The organism is Shewanella sp. M16, assembly GCF_018224605.1.
Taxonomy (GTDB): Bacteria; Pseudomonadota; Gammaproteobacteria; order Enterobacterales; family Shewanellaceae; genus Shewanella; species Shewanella oncorhynchi.
This window is the reverse complement of record NZ_JAGTUL010000010.1, coordinates 14,375-27,847: the sequence shown is the minus strand read 5'-3', so window position 1 is coordinate 27,847 and position 13,473 is coordinate 14,375. Positions and strand designations below refer to the sequence as shown.

At 44.3% G+C, this 13,473-nt stretch carries 11 protein-coding genes and 4 tRNA genes; 5 read left to right on the top strand and 10 right to left on the bottom strand.

Annotated elements, in window-relative coordinates; genetic code table 11:
- Window positions 1-354: 354 nt before the first annotated feature.
- The gene (gene bamC, locus KFE26_RS08685) at window positions 355-1,452 is read right to left on the bottom strand and encodes an outer membrane protein assembly factor BamC (protein ID WP_198572357.1); all 1,098 of its coding nucleotides are present in this window, start codon (window positions 1,450-1,452) and stop codon (window positions 355-357) included.
- Between the two features lie 3 nt (window positions 1,453-1,455).
- The gene (gene dapA, locus KFE26_RS08680) at window positions 1,456-2,340 is read right to left on the bottom strand and encodes a 4-hydroxy-tetrahydrodipicolinate synthase (protein ID WP_131523286.1); all 885 of its coding nucleotides are present in this window, start codon (window positions 2,338-2,340) and stop codon (window positions 1,456-1,458) included.
- Window positions 2,341-2,512: 172 nt separating this feature from the next.
- Here dapA and KFE26_RS08675 point away from each other — a divergent pair, with 172 nt between their 5' ends.
- Window positions 2,513-3,064 (top strand): glycine cleavage system protein R, encoded by a 552-nt coding sequence (locus KFE26_RS08675; RefSeq protein ID WP_028759648.1) that lies wholly within the window; start codon window positions 2,513-2,515, stop codon window positions 3,062-3,064.
- Between the two features lie 3 nt (window positions 3,065-3,067).
- Window positions 3,068-3,535 (top strand): thioredoxin-dependent thiol peroxidase, encoded by a 468-nt coding sequence (bcp, locus tag KFE26_RS08670; protein WP_113940881.1) that lies wholly within the window; start codon window positions 3,068-3,070, stop codon window positions 3,533-3,535.
- Between the two features lie 244 nt (window positions 3,536-3,779).
- Here bcp and KFE26_RS08665 read toward each other — a convergent pair whose 3' ends face one another.
- Entirely contained in the window at window positions 3,780-4,397 is a 618-nt protein-coding gene (locus KFE26_RS08665; protein ID WP_028759646.1) for a LysE/ArgO family amino acid transporter, read from the bottom strand.
- Between the two features lie 125 nt (window positions 4,398-4,522).
- Between KFE26_RS08665 and KFE26_RS08660 the strand changes: the two genes are divergently transcribed.
- Complete coding sequence (locus KFE26_RS08660) at window positions 4,523-5,458, top strand: LysR family transcriptional regulator ArgP (RefSeq protein ID WP_113940883.1); 936 nt, start codon at window positions 4,523-4,525, stop codon at window positions 5,456-5,458.
- 208 nt (window positions 5,459-5,666) lie between these two features.
- Here KFE26_RS08660 and htpX read toward each other — a convergent pair whose 3' ends face one another.
- Window positions 5,667-6,530 carry a protease HtpX gene (htpX, locus tag KFE26_RS08655; protein WP_006082065.1) on the bottom strand — a complete coding sequence of 288 codons (864 nt, stop codon included), beginning with the start codon at window positions 6,528-6,530 and terminating at the stop codon, window positions 5,667-5,669.
- A 435-nt stretch (window positions 6,531-6,965) separates the two neighbouring features.
- Here htpX and pepE point away from each other — a divergent pair, with 435 nt between their 5' ends.
- Together pepE and KFE26_RS08645 are read left to right on the top strand one after the other, a co-directional pair.
- Window positions 6,966-7,679, top strand: a complete 714-nt coding sequence (gene pepE / locus KFE26_RS08650) for a dipeptidase PepE (RefSeq protein ID WP_168825265.1) — start codon at window positions 6,966-6,968, stop codon at window positions 7,677-7,679.
- 452 nt (window positions 7,680-8,131) lie between these two features.
- Window positions 8,132-9,715, top strand: coding sequence for a glucan biosynthesis protein G (locus tag KFE26_RS08645; RefSeq protein WP_249195627.1), 1,584 nt, complete (start codon window positions 8,132-8,134; stop codon window positions 9,713-9,715).
- 466 nt (window positions 9,716-10,181) lie between these two features.
- On the opposite strand, the gene KFE26_RS08640 is transcribed toward KFE26_RS08645, so the two are convergent.
- The 6 genes from KFE26_RS08640 to uvrC all read right to left on the bottom strand — a co-directional run bounded on the left by KFE26_RS08640 (window position 10,182) and on the right by uvrC (window position 13,375).
- Window positions 10,182-10,268 (bottom strand) — tRNA-Leu (locus tag KFE26_RS08640).
- A gap of 137 nt (window positions 10,269-10,405) precedes the next feature.
- Window positions 10,406-10,492 (bottom strand) — tRNA-Leu (locus KFE26_RS08635).
- A 49-nt stretch (window positions 10,493-10,541) separates the two neighbouring features.
- Window positions 10,542-10,615 (bottom strand) — tRNA-Cys (locus tag KFE26_RS08630).
- 44 nt (window positions 10,616-10,659) lie between these two features.
- Window positions 10,660-10,735: transfer RNA gene (locus KFE26_RS08625), tRNA-Gly, on the bottom strand.
- A 214-nt stretch (window positions 10,736-10,949) separates the two neighbouring features.
- Window positions 10,950-11,498, bottom strand: a complete 549-nt coding sequence (pgsA, locus tag KFE26_RS08620) for a CDP-diacylglycerol--glycerol-3-phosphate 3-phosphatidyltransferase (RefSeq protein ID WP_028759642.1) — start codon at window positions 11,496-11,498, stop codon at window positions 10,950-10,952.
- A 47-nt stretch (window positions 11,499-11,545) separates the two neighbouring features.
- Window positions 11,546-13,375 carry an excinuclease ABC subunit UvrC gene (gene uvrC / locus KFE26_RS08615; protein ID WP_212600166.1) on the bottom strand — a complete coding sequence of 610 codons (1,830 nt, stop codon included), beginning with the start codon at window positions 13,373-13,375 and terminating at the stop codon, window positions 11,546-11,548.
- Window positions 13,376-13,473: the final 98 nt, after the last annotated feature.

Here is a 13,473-nt window from a genome sequence, read left to right as displayed (position 1 = left end):
ATGACTCGCATTAATGACGGCTAGTTTACTCACTCACATCATCGCATCAATACGTTTTACTTTTTCTTACAAATTACGCTGATAGCGCAAAATATGTATGATTAAGTGTCTTTGGCGATATCAATGGTTGAGTTGCCAGAATGCAGTACGATAACAAGGTTTTTAAGTGATTAATTTTACTTATCACCACTAAATCAACATTTATCACTAAAACCATTTGAAAAAGATTGGTATATAGATAATTTAATTCTGCAACACAGATCGCCTAGATAATCGACAATCCCCTGCTTAAAACTCAAATTGCAGCCAATAAAAAAGGGCGATAATTCGCCCTTTTCTAGTCAACTGCTGAAATTAACGTATTTGACGTTCTTCTTTCATCAGGTTTGACAGTGACTGGTACACATTGCTAACTACTTCATCGCTTAATGGCTGATCTTCGTTATCGCGAAGGAAGATTTTCGTTTCTTCTGGAGTATCACCATCTTCAAGCAGTAAACGGTAGCTACCTTCTTTCAGTGCTAACTTATCTTCGCCCCACAATGAACTCCAGAAACCAGAGTTATCGTCAAACTTGATAAAGTACAATCCTTTAGCACTATCCATATCGGCAATTTCAAAGCCCATTTCAGGTAGCACTATGCGTAGACGATCCCATACTTGCTTGTAAGAGGCTTTAGCAGACCAGTAAGCTTTACCTTCTTCAGGCGTCACGAGATCTACATTAATACCTAAGGTTTGCTTCAAACGATTCGATTGGATCGCTTGGTCGCGCTTAACGCTGATATACGCAATGGCGCTGTTCAGCATATCAATAGTGTATCTTTGCTTATCTTCACCGCTTAATAAAACTTGTTGCGCTTTATCGTCGTAGAACTCTTCGTGTTCAACTAAGTGAATAACGATATTGGCAGTGCGACCATGTGGACGTGTTTCCACATCAAAACGATAGCGTTGGCGCAACAGATAAACTTTATCCGCACCCCACATGCTCGATTCAATCACTTCACGACTTTCAATCCAATCGGTTTCTACGTTGCCTTTGTCAAAATCACGGCTACGAACAGCAATACCTTTTTGAGCAAAGAAACCATCTAAGTTTGTGAAGATTTCTTGTTTCAAATCCACAGCATTGTCTATGGATTCAACTACGATTTTAATGTTGTCACTGCCCTCTTCCACATGAGTACCTTCCGCCATTGGCAGTACTTGCAGTGGCGGACGGATATCTAAGTTTTTGCCATACAGCGAAGCATTCACTTTAGAACCCAGTGCTGGTACATCGAATTCTTTATTGTAGGGTGGCGTTTTTAATCCCGCGGGGATCTTAAGCAAAGGCGCTTGCTCGGCCTGAACATAGTCGTCGTTACCGTTCGCTTGACGGCGATCAAGTGGCGAACTACAGGCTGCAACAGCAGCAACTAAGATCAGTGGAGTGACTTTCTTTAACATTAATTATTTAACCTCTATCTGGGCACGAGTCATTGCTTCTATCAACAGACCATGACATTGCTCAGAAAGTTCAGTCAAAGGTAAACGAATATGGCCACATTCAATCAAACCCATACGATGGGCAGCCCATTTTACTGGGATAGGGTTGGCTTCACAAAACAGTGTGCTATACAAACCGCGCAGCGGGGTATCGATGCTCTGAGCCAGCTCGGCATGGCCCGCGAGCGCCGCATCACACATAGCTTTAAAAGCCTTTGGTACTATGTTGTTAGCAACAGAAATTACGCCATTTCCACCTAAGAGTAAAAACTCTCTGGCAGTGGCATCATCACCGCTATACAAGAGGAAATCGTCGCCGCACAGTTCGCGCAGACGTTTTACACGGGATAAGTCACCTGTCGCCTCTTTTACACCAATAATGTTGCTTACGCTAACAAGCTCGGCAACAGTTTCTGGCAGCATATCAACGGCTGTACGGCCTGGAACATTATAAAGAATTTGTGGAATATCTGTGCTAGCGGCCACGGCTTTATAATGCGCAATCAATCCCTTAGGCGTTGGCTTATTATAATATGGCGTTACGCCAAGCATAGCAGCAACACCCACCTTAGATAAGGACTTGGTGAGCTCAACGGCTTCAGATGTGGCATTGGCGCCATTGCCACCAATGACAGGAACACGTCCCGCAGCAAATTTAACGGTTTGTGAAACGACCGCTACATGCTCAGGCATAGGCAGAGTCGCTGACTCGCCAGTAGTACCAACGGCCACAATGGCATCTGTGCCTTGGTCAATATGGAATTCGACTAACCTTTCAAGACTTGCAAAATCTACTGAGCCATCACTGTTCATTGGCGTGATTAAGGCTACGATGCTTCCGTTTATCATCTGACTTTCCCCAAGATTTCAGGATTCGCTATGGTACTGATGCCAACCACTAATGACAAGCATTAACGGGGCTCTCAAATTGAATTAGTTATGGTAGCATTACATCCCGCACAAAAACTCAGCTTTAACCCTGAGTTTTCGCTCTATGATATCGAAAAAGTGAGGAAAATTCATGACCAATTTCCTGGTCGTAACAGCGATGGGTCTCGACCGTCCTGGACTTGTAAGTAAACTAGCTCGACTTGCCAGTGACTGTGACTGCGATATCGTCGACAGCCGTATGGCATTATTTGGTAACGAATTTACCCTGATTATGATGTTGTCTGGCTCGTGGGCATCAATAACGAAAATTGAAAGTATGTTCCCCAGTCTCAGCGTTGAGTTAGAACTGCTGACGGTGATGAAACGCACCTCTAAACACACACCACAAAACTACCTTTCTCGCCTCGAAGTACGCTTTACGGGTAAAGACCAACGCGGCACCATTAAACGTATTACCCAGTTCCTTGCTGACAGGTCATTAGATCTTGCCGCAGTACGTTCATTTTCTGAGGAACTCCCCGGTGGTGAACAAACGCAAAATGTGTCGCTAACCATTAATATTCCTGAAAAAGTTGAACTAGAAAAGCTCGAACAGAGTATCTATCAGCTCGCCCAAGATATGACCTTAGATTGTACTATTCGTCGTATGGAAGGCACTGCCATCTTAGAGGACAGAGGATAATAGATGAATACCTTAACGGCTGGGGCAAAAGCGCCTCACTTTACACTGCAAGATCAACATGGCAACTCAGTATCGCTGGCTGACAGCCTTAAGCAAGGCCCTGTTTTAGTGTATTTTTACCCGAAAGCATCAACGCCGGGTTGCACAGTTCAAGCCTGCGGTCTACGTGACAGTAAAGCCGAGCTCGATAGTCATAATGTCACTGTATTTGGCATTAGCCCAGATCCTGTGGCTAAACTGGCTAAATTTGCAGAGAAACAAGCACTCAACTTCACTTTGCTGAGCGATGAAGACCACAGTGTCGCCGACGCTTTTGGGGTCTGGGGTGAAAAGAAATTCATGGGAAAAACCTATGATGGCATCCACAGATTAAGCTTCCTTATCAATACCGACGGCACCATCGCCCACGTATTCGATAAGTTTAAAACCAAAGATCACCATGAAGTCGTACTCGCGCAAATCGCGGGTTAATGACTAATATGACGACGAATACAAGGCTTCAAGCTGCTGCTTTAATCGGCACAAAAGTGTAAACGTTGTCAGTTGATCTTGGTAGCCTGAATAAATAATCGGCAATCGATAACGAAAAGGTCCTGAAATCAGGACCTTTTTCATGAAAAATTTTCACTTTCATATCACAAGATACGTTCTAACCGAGCAAAAAAACCGCAAAAGTATTCAGCTATGCCCGTATTCTATGGCATCCCAACACCGGTTATCCTGCCACATAGGGCCAAATAATCGCAGCGGCAATGCTCCACATGGTTAACCAAATAAAACGGTCAAGGTAACGCCATGCCGCTGGGCGAGTAAAAATGGGCGCTAACAAACGCGCACCAAAACTTAAGCCAAAAAACCAAATAAATGATGCCAGTACGGCACCCGCGCCAAACCAAGGCCGATCGAAATCATCAAATTGAGTGCTAATGCTGCCGAGTAACACCACAGTATCAAGATACAAATGCGGATTAAGTAAACTGATCCCAAGCGTCGTCAGTACGGCTTTCTTAAATGTGTCCGCATTATCGGCTTGATCCATCTCAATACCCTTAGCCACAAACGACGCCTTTAGTGCATTCGCACCATACCAGAGTAGAAACGCGGCGCCACCGAAACTCGCCACATGCTTAATAGTGGGAAACGACTCAATAATATGTCCTAGCCCCGCTACACCCGCAGTGATCATCAGCGCATCAATGATTGAGCAGAGCAAGGCAATCGGTAACGGGTATGAGCGCTTGATGCCTTGCTTGAGCACAAAGGCATTTTGTGCGCCCACAGCAATAATCAAACTCCCACCAATCCCCATACCCTGTATAAATGCCGCTTGCATAACCACCTCTCATGTTCAAAGAAGGCGCTAGCATAGTCAAAACAACAAAATTAATATAACTAATGTTTTTTATGTATCATAAGTAAAATTAATAACCGTCCAAACACACTCATTTGAGGATGACTATGCTGGAATACGCGAATCTCAAAGCGCTCGCCGTTGTGGTCTCGGAAGGCGGCTTCGACCGCGCCGCCAAAGTGCTGCACATCACCCAGTCGGCGGTATCACAGCGCATTCGACAACTTGAAGAAAAAGTCGGTCAGTCACTGCTTATTCGCTCCAATCCTGTGGTCGCAACGCCCACAGGTAAGCGCCTGTTGCGCCACTATTCACAGGTACAATTACTAGAGAGTGAATTAAGAGCCGAGATGGACGCCGACGATCCCAACCATCCAACCACAGTGCGCATCGCTGTGAATGCCGACAGTTTGGCCACGTGGTTTTTACCTGCGCTAGCAGGCATGTTCAGTCGCCACGCTTGGTTATTGGAATTAATTGTCGATGATGAGTCTTACACCCATCATCTATTGAAAAATGGTGAAGCGGTCGGATGTGTCACCACAACCGAAGTGCCGATGGCGGGTTGCAGCAGTGAGTTTTTAGGCACGATGGAATATTGGTGTGTAGCCACGCCCGAATTTGCCGCGCGCTATTTTAGCGATCTGAGCGACACTCCATCATTTAGTAACACCTCGTCATTCAACACCATCAACCAAGCTCAGTTAGCAAAGGCGCCAGCAGTGGTGTTCTCCACCAAAGATAAGCTTCACGAGAAGTTTCTCGCCCAGTATTTCAATATGACGCCAGGGCAATGGTGGCAACATACGATCCCCTCTTCCGAGAGCTTTTTAGAAGCGATTAACTTGAGTTTAGGTTATGGACTCGTTGGGCATTTACAAGCTAAACCATTAATCGATAAAGGGATACTGATTGAGATCACCCCTGAACGGCGCATGCGCGTGCCGCTGTTTTGGCAGCATTGGAATATCAAAGCAAAACAAACGACACTGGTCTATCGCGCCCTTGCAGCAACAGCGCAGCATAATTTGCTGCAGGTATGATTTGTTGCATCAAGACAGAACGCACAACCCGCATGAATCTACAGCGATTTACCTGCGATGGTATTTAACGCGGTGTGATGATTCTCATAGCGGCGTCTTTTTGCTTCATCAAATGTGAGTTAAATGGCAGGCATAAAAAATCGGGCTCAAACCAAAGTTTGAGCCCGAAATTGTGAGTCTTAAAACTTAAAATCTAACTCACTATCTATTAGCTTGCTCTTAACGCAGCAATACGTTTCTCTAATGGAGGATGACTCATCATCATTTCTGCCATTGAACGTTTGCCGTTAATACCGAAGGCTGACATTTGTGCAGGCATTGCCGTACTTTCAGGGCCTTGGCGTAAACGCTCAAGCGCAGCAATCATCTTACCTTTACCCGCTAAACGTGCTGCACCTTCATCGGCTTTGTACTCACGAATACGTGAGAAGTAAGCGACGATAATTGAAGCCAAGATACCGAATAACATATCCAGTACGAAAACAACGGCCATGTACGCGAACATACCTAAACCTTCGCCTTCTTCATCATTACTCGACACGAAGTTGTTGATAATACCAGCAACCACACGGGCCGCGAAGATCACGAACGTGTTAACCACACCTTGGATCAGTGTCAAGGTCACCATGTCACCGTTAGCAACGTGGCTCACTTCGTGGGCTAATACGCCTTCAATTTCATCTTGGCTCATACCATATAATAGACCCGTACTGACAGCCACTAATGAATTATCTTTACTTGGACCAGTAGCGAACGCATTCATGTCTGGTGATTGATAAATCGCCACTTCTGGCATTTTAATCCCAGCTTGCTTAGCTTGACGGGCAACCGTCTCCACTAACCAACGTTCGGTACTGTCACGTGGGGTAGTGATGACTTCACAACCCATGGTCTTTTTCGCCATCCATTTTGAAATGGCTAAGCTGATAAAGGCCCCACCGAATCCAAAAATGGCAGCGAACACCAGCAGTCCACCCATAGTAGACGTGTTCACGCCTAGAATAGACATCACAATTGAGGCTACTAGCAACACAGCTAGGTTAGTCGCAATCAATAGAAATATACGCTTCATTTCAGCTCCTTTAGGGCAAGAATAGGCCATTTAACTTTGTTCAAAGACATAATATGTCCAAATCATCGAAATTCAAGTGGTAAAAGAAAAGAGTTTTTAAAATAGGTTATTTTTCTCGTATATAGACACTGCCTTTCATGGCCGAGAGTCTAGGGACAGTATATTAATCGAAACTTAAACTTATGCCCAAGCAACCTCAAGATACGAGTTTCATCGCGTTCTGAGAGCTTTAATTCAAGGCGCATCAATCTCTGACTTTTGCATTGATGCCACACAGAAGTAGAATGCCCAGAACGCTCCATCTTGGTGGGGATCACTATCTTGAAAAACACCACCGCTAGCCGTGCTATGGCGCAATTCTGCTTTAACTCTCTATGTTTATCGGAATTAATCTTTGTTAACATACCAATACACTCCGAGATTTCAGGATACAAAATGACAATCAACGCCCTACTACTGAGCAGCTCTCGTGTCGGTGATACGCCTTATCTTGCCCACGCGCTCCCTTTTATTAAACCGCTCACCGCCAACGCACAAAAATGGATTTTTATCCCCTATGCAGGGGTTAGCATGAGTTATGACACTTATTTAGCATCTGTCGTGACTGGGCTAGCTGAGCTTGAACTCGATATCAGTGGTATTCATCAGCATCCAGACCCTAAACAAGCAATAAAAGATGCCGATGGAATTTTAATCGGTGGGGGTAATACCTTTCACCTGTTACACCAACTATATCATTATGATCTGGTCGCGCTTATTCGTGAGCAAGTCGCCCTTGGTAAACCTTATATCGGCTGGAGTGCGGGTTCAAACGTATCGGGACTGAGTATTCGCACCACTAATGATATGCCGATCATCGAACCGCCTTCGTTCAACGCATTAAACTTAGTGCCGTTCCAGCTCAATCCACACTATTCCAATTACCAAGCACCGGGCCACAATGGTGAAACCCGTGCCCAGCGATTATTAGAATTCACTAAAGTCGACCCATTAACCCCAGTGATCGGCATAGTTGAAGGCTCAGCTTTGTGGCGACAAGGAGACACACTATCACTCTTAGGTGACAAACCTGCGTATTTATTCTGTGGTGAGCAACAAGAGATCCCAATCCCTGTGGGCAGTGACCTATCGCACTTACTCAAGTCATAATATCCACGTTAGCATATCTAAATGGGCTCACAGTTAACACCGTGAGCCTAAATCACTCATTAGCAATAATTAAGATTAACTATTTGATATTGTAAGTTTTTAATTAACATTCTCGATTCAACTGCACCAATTTTGTGTAAAAACGCCACTGAATTCTATGAGAACAGTGTTAGCTCAGCCAAGACAGTTTTTACTGCAGTACCAATTGCGATTACTTATCGTAATATCACACCGCAAAGTATTGAGAACGGCACCTAAAATAGCGCCAAGCATAATTTATGTTACAAATCTCCAGCTACGCAGGTAAAATTATCCCTCACCTCAGCTACTCGAATCCCACGACTGAGGATTTTATAGCAGACAAGTTATTAATATTTAGGGATTAGATAGACTGAAGCATACATTGTGCCTATGAATCAGCGTCATTTTAGTAAGGAGTTTCCATTTTGCGAATGAATCTTATGATGAATTACCCTACCGGTTATCCGGCATTACTCAAAAAACTACCTTTTGTCATCTTGACCGCCATCGTCTATGTCGTCGGCATAAACAACGTCAATGCCGCAGCGGCAGAGACAACACCAACGCCAGCACCAGAGAAGAAATCTAAAAAATTCTCCCAAGACACAGTTATTGAACTCGCTCAACAACTGTCGCAAAAGCCATTTAAAGAAGCGAAAAAAGCACCTAAAGAACTGGTTGATCTCGATTTCGCAACCTATGGCAAAATCAATTACCAAGAAAATGCCGCGATTTGGGGCGGAACACCGACCAAATTTTCGGTACAACTTTTTGCTCCAGGCTTTCTCTATAAAAACCTTGTCGATATCGACGTGGTCGAAAACAGCAAAGCTATTCCAATTGAGCTAACAGAAGCTTCGTTCGATGTCCCTAACGACACCATTGAAAAACTCATCACTCAGGTGGGCCAATACGCGGGTGTGCGTTTACATTACCCTATCAATGATGATGAAATAAAAGATGAATTCATCATGTTTCAAGGTGCGAGCTATTTTCGCGTGCTCTCTAAAGGGCAAACCTATGGCTTGTCTAATCGTGGTTTAGCGATTGATGTCGCTCAGCCAAAAGGTGAAGAATATCCCCTGTTTAAGCGTTTCTGGGTCGAGCGCCCATCTAAATATCAGACGGCAATTGTGGTTCATGCTCTGCTAGATAGTCAAAGTGTCACTGGCGCCTATCGTTTTGGTATTTATCCCGGCGCACCATCACGTGTCGAAGTGGATGTAACCTTATTCCCACGCAAAGATATCCAACATGTTGGTCTTGCACCGCTGACCTCTATGTTCCTCTTTGGCGGACTCGATAACTCAGATAAACCCGATTACCGCCCACAAGTACATAACTCCGACGGCCTACAAATCGATCGCGGTAATGGCGAGCGCCTATGGCGTCCATTAAATAATCCTAACAAACTGCAGATCAGTGCTTTTGGCGATGAAGATATAAAGGGGTTTGGTCTTATCCAGCGCCATCGTAAATTTGAAGACTATCAAGATCTGAGTGCAAACTATCAACTTCGACCTTCTGCATGGATTGAACCCCTCAATGATTGGGGCAAAGGCCAACTGGTGTTGCTTGAAATTCCCTCTAATGCTGAAACCAACGACAACATAGTTGCCTATTGGGAGCCGCAAGGCGGACTGAAAAAGGATCAGCCCTATAAATACTCCTATCGCATAACAGCCTCAAACGACAGCCCGTCTACGGCGTCAAAAGCACGTGTTGTTCGCAGTACTAAGGGGCAAGTCTTAGCAAAAGGCAAAGAATTACTTATTGATTTCAGTAACATCAAGCCGCAAGATATTGATAAAATTATCATCGATGCCAGCATCAGCAAAGGTAAAATCCTGTCGTCTCGGATTGTCGCCCACCCAGACATCAATGGCGCTCGAGTATTTATCAGCTTCGAACCAGAAAGTACCAATGTAGCCGAACTGAGAATACAGCTTAAGAAAGACGATAAACCACTTGCAGCGACTTGGCTGTACCGCTGGAATAGCGATGATTGGCAATAAGCTAATATTCACTAGTATCACTGTCTAACAAACATAAACTGACTGAGTAAATGAATAAAAACGCCAGTTTTTACTGGCGTTTTTTTATGCCTAGGGTTTTATTTATAGGCTTACTATTTATAGGTTTTATCTCTAGCATAAATAGAACAAGCCAAAGCTAAAAACTCACGATCTGCTTTTCAGCAAACATAATCCCATACCTTATCGCTCGACTTCTCTGCCAGCATAACTGCTGGCTTACTTCAAAATGACACTATCAGCTTAAAACGTAGCACTATTGTGTGATTTTAGGGTTATTAGCCTCTCCTGATGTGCGTCGCCGCAAGGACCTCTGCGAACTAAAGTAAGCAGTAAGTTAAGTGCGTCAGTCAAGTTTGACCTTAAACCCCTCACGAAGAATGCCGACTAAAAGTAGAAATCTAAATGCAAAAAAGCCTCGATATAAATATCGAGGCTTTTTCTTTTTTGGTACCCGAGGCCAGACTTGAACTGGCACGCTGTTACCAGCGAGGGATTTTAAATCCCTTGTGTCTACCGATTCCACCACTCGGGCAAACGCTGAATATTCATGACGGGAATCATGTCAAAAATATTATTAACTCTACATCATTAACGCTTAACACTAATAAATCTATTTAATAAAGCCTATTGAAGATTCAGACTTTATTTTTACCATCACTATCAAAATAATGGTACCCGAGGCCAGACTTGAACTGGCACGCTGTTACCAGCGAGGGATTTTAAATCCCTTGTGTCTACCGATTCCACCACTCGGGCCAAACTCTTGATATTAACGACGGAATCGTGTCATTAATACTTTAATCTATGGAGGCGCGACCCGGAGTCGAACCGAGATCGACGGATTTGCAATCCGCAGCATAGCCATTCTGCCATCGCGCCATAGTTGCTAACTCATATTGAGTAGAATTAGACTTTAAAAATATTGGAGCGACATATCGGGTTCGAACCGATGACCTATACCTTGGCAAGGTATCGCTCTACCAACTGAGCTAATGTCGCATCTTGTTTTACTATTCACTCAGATAAACAAAGCATTTCACTTTATTACCTAGCTAATATCAAACATCAATATTTGGTAACGTTAAGACTTTGTTTGCACATTGCCTCTTGTCTACGGGGTGGCATTCTACCGATTTACCACCCAGTGTCAACCGCTGTTTTATCGATAACTTACTGCTTGCACACTAAATAATCTCTTTGATTTTTTATTGCACTATTCAGCGGTAAGATCTTTCCAAGCGGCTAAAATGTAACTCATCATTGACCAAAACGTTAATACAGCGGCGATATATAACAGTACAAATGCGGCATTAGTCATTAAAGGATTGTATTGCCAAATCAGCCCAATAATTGCCACCATTTGCGCAGCCGTCTTATATTTACCGATCCAAGACACGGCGACAGTACCACGTTTACCAATTTCAGCCATCCATTCCCTCAACGCTGAAATGACAATCTCGCGACCAATCATAAACAGGGCGGGCAATGTCAGCCAGATATTCGCGTATTGATCGACCAACAAAACTAAAGCTGTAATCACCATCAACTTATCAGCGACTGGGTCAAGAAAAGCGCCAAAACGAGTTAATTGTTTCAATTTACGGGCAGCATAACCATCTAATGCATCCGTTAACGCCGCGAGCCAAAAGGTAAATGCGGCAACAAAAGGGGTCCAGTCATAGGGTAAATAAAACAGCACCACAAAAATGGGCAGTAAAAAAAGCCTGAAAAGAGTTAATGCTATAGGTAAGTTAAACGGCATGATCAAACCAGTTAGTCAAAAGCAGCGCCAATCTTGCCTTAATTTTATCACCCTCGCAATGCATCATGAATGGTTTGTGCCATTTCTATGCTGATCCCTGGTACTTTGACTAATTCCGCCACACTTGCCCCTTTCACTTCCTGCAAGCCTCCTAAATGCTGTAACAAAGCTTTACGACGTTTAGGACCAATTCCAGGAATCGATTCCAGTGTTGAAGTATTGCGGGTTTTCTGGCGACGATTACGGTGGCCAGTGATTGCAAATCGATGAGACTCATCACGAATATGTTGGATAAGGTGCAGTGCTGGCGAATCCCCTTCGAGGGAAAAGCTGGTTTCGGTATCCCCTAAGATCAAGGTTTCAAGCCCAGGTTTACGGCCCTCACCTTTCGCCACCCCAATAAGCTGCGGCGCTTTATCCAAATGAACAAACTTTTCATCCACTATCTTTTGGGCAATACGTAACTGCCCGAGTCCACCATCGATAAACAGAATGTCAGGGATTTTACCGCCTGCCTCAATCTTATCGAAACGGCGGCTCACCGCTTGCTTCATCGCCGCATAATCATCACCCGGTGTAATACCGTCAATATTATAACGACGATACTCGCCTTTGTGCGGCCCTTCTCGATTAAACACCACACAGGAGGCAACGGTGCTCTCTCCCATGGTATGACTGATATCGAAACATTCCATTCGCTGGATAGGCCCACTCAACTCTAAAACTTCTTCGAGTAACACAAAACGCTGTTCGACGGTGTTCTTATGGGACAAGCGCGTAACCACTGCATTCGTCGCATTGGTCACGGCTAAACGTAAGAAGCTCGCCCTGTCGGCGCGAACATTGGTCTTAATCGAAAACTTTTTATCTAGCGCCTCTGAAATCGCCGCTTCAAGTTCATGTAATTCTTCAAAATTATGGCTAATCACCACTTCTTTTGGAATCGTGCGTTGAATATCTGCATTTAAATAAAACTGTAGGATAAAGGAGCGCAGCACTTCATCCATATCAGTTTGGGCTGGCACTGAAGGATAATAACTACGACTGCCAAAAATTTTACCTTCGCGGATAAATAGCAGGTGGAAACAGGCGATGCCTGACGCATAATGCACCCCAATAACATCCATATCGCCTTTATTATTAGAGACTTCCTGTTGCTCGGCAACTTTACGCAGCGCCATGATCTGATCGCGAAATCGTGCAGCCTGTTCATAGGCCTGCTGCTCAGCCGCAAGTTCCATTTTATCAACCAAGGCGCTGATCACTTGCTGATCTTTCCCCTTTAAAAACAGGCTGGCTAATTTCACTTGCTCATCATAATCAGCGTTACTGACTTTGCCCACGCAGGGCGCGCTACAGCGAGACAGTTGATATTGCAAACAAGGGCGTGAGCGCGATTTGTAGTAAAGATCGTCACATTGACGAATAGGAAACAGCTTCTGCATCAAATGCAGGCTTTCACGCACGGCGCCGCCATTGGGATAAGGACCAAAATAGTGGCCTTTTTCCCGCTGCGGACCGCGATGATAGGCGAGCCTTGGGTGTTCGTGCTGGCTTAATAAGATGTAAGGATAAGATTTGTCATCACGCAATAACACATTGTATTTTGGCATGTATTGCTTGATGTAATCATTCTCAAGTAACAGAGCATCTGTTTCACTGTGGGTCAGCGTCACATCAATATGGTGAATATGTGAAACTAAGGCTTGGGTCTTAACATTACCGAGGTTTTTACGAAAATACGAGCTGAGCCGTTTTTTAAGATCTTTGGCTTTACCCACATAAATGACGTCATTCTTGACGTCATACATGCGATAAACCCCAGCGGAGGATGAAACAGTACGTAAGAAACTTTGGGCGTTAAATTCATTAGACATCATTCACACCCACAGTTTTGGAGACTTAACACAAACAACATAGGAACATATAACCCAGGAACTCGCTAGATTAAAGTCATCGACCAACGCAATCCACT

Coding starts and splice junctions, on each gene's coding strand:
- bamC (WP_198572357.1), bottom strand. CDS start 1,452: ATGTTAAAGAAAGTCACTCCACTGATCTTAGTTGCTGCTGTTGCAGCC.
- dapA (WP_131523286.1), bottom strand. CDS start 2,340: ATGATAAACGGAAGCATCGTAGCCTTAATCACGCCAATGAACAGTGAT.
- KFE26_RS08675 (WP_028759648.1), top strand. CDS start 2,513: ATGACCAATTTCCTGGTCGTAACAGCGATGGGTCTCGACCGTCCTGGA.
- bcp (WP_113940881.1), top strand. CDS start 3,068: ATGAATACCTTAACGGCTGGGGCAAAAGCGCCTCACTTTACACTGCAA.
- KFE26_RS08665 (WP_028759646.1), bottom strand. CDS start 4,397: ATGCAAGCGGCATTTATACAGGGTATGGGGATTGGTGGGAGTTTGATT.
- KFE26_RS08660 (WP_113940883.1), top strand. CDS start 4,523: ATGCTGGAATACGCGAATCTCAAAGCGCTCGCCGTTGTGGTCTCGGAA.
- htpX (WP_006082065.1), bottom strand. CDS start 6,530: ATGAAGCGTATATTTCTATTGATTGCGACTAACCTAGCTGTGTTGCTA.
- pepE (WP_168825265.1), top strand. CDS start 6,966: ATGACAATCAACGCCCTACTACTGAGCAGCTCTCGTGTCGGTGATACG.
- KFE26_RS08645 (WP_249195627.1), top strand. CDS start 8,132: ATGAATCTTATGATGAATTACCCTACCGGTTATCCGGCATTACTCAAA.
- pgsA (WP_028759642.1), bottom strand. CDS start 11,498: ATGCCGTTTAACTTACCTATAGCATTAACTCTTTTCAGGCTTTTTTTA.
- uvrC (WP_212600166.1), bottom strand. CDS start 13,375: ATGTCTAATGAATTTAACGCCCAAAGTTTCTTACGTACTGTTTCATCC.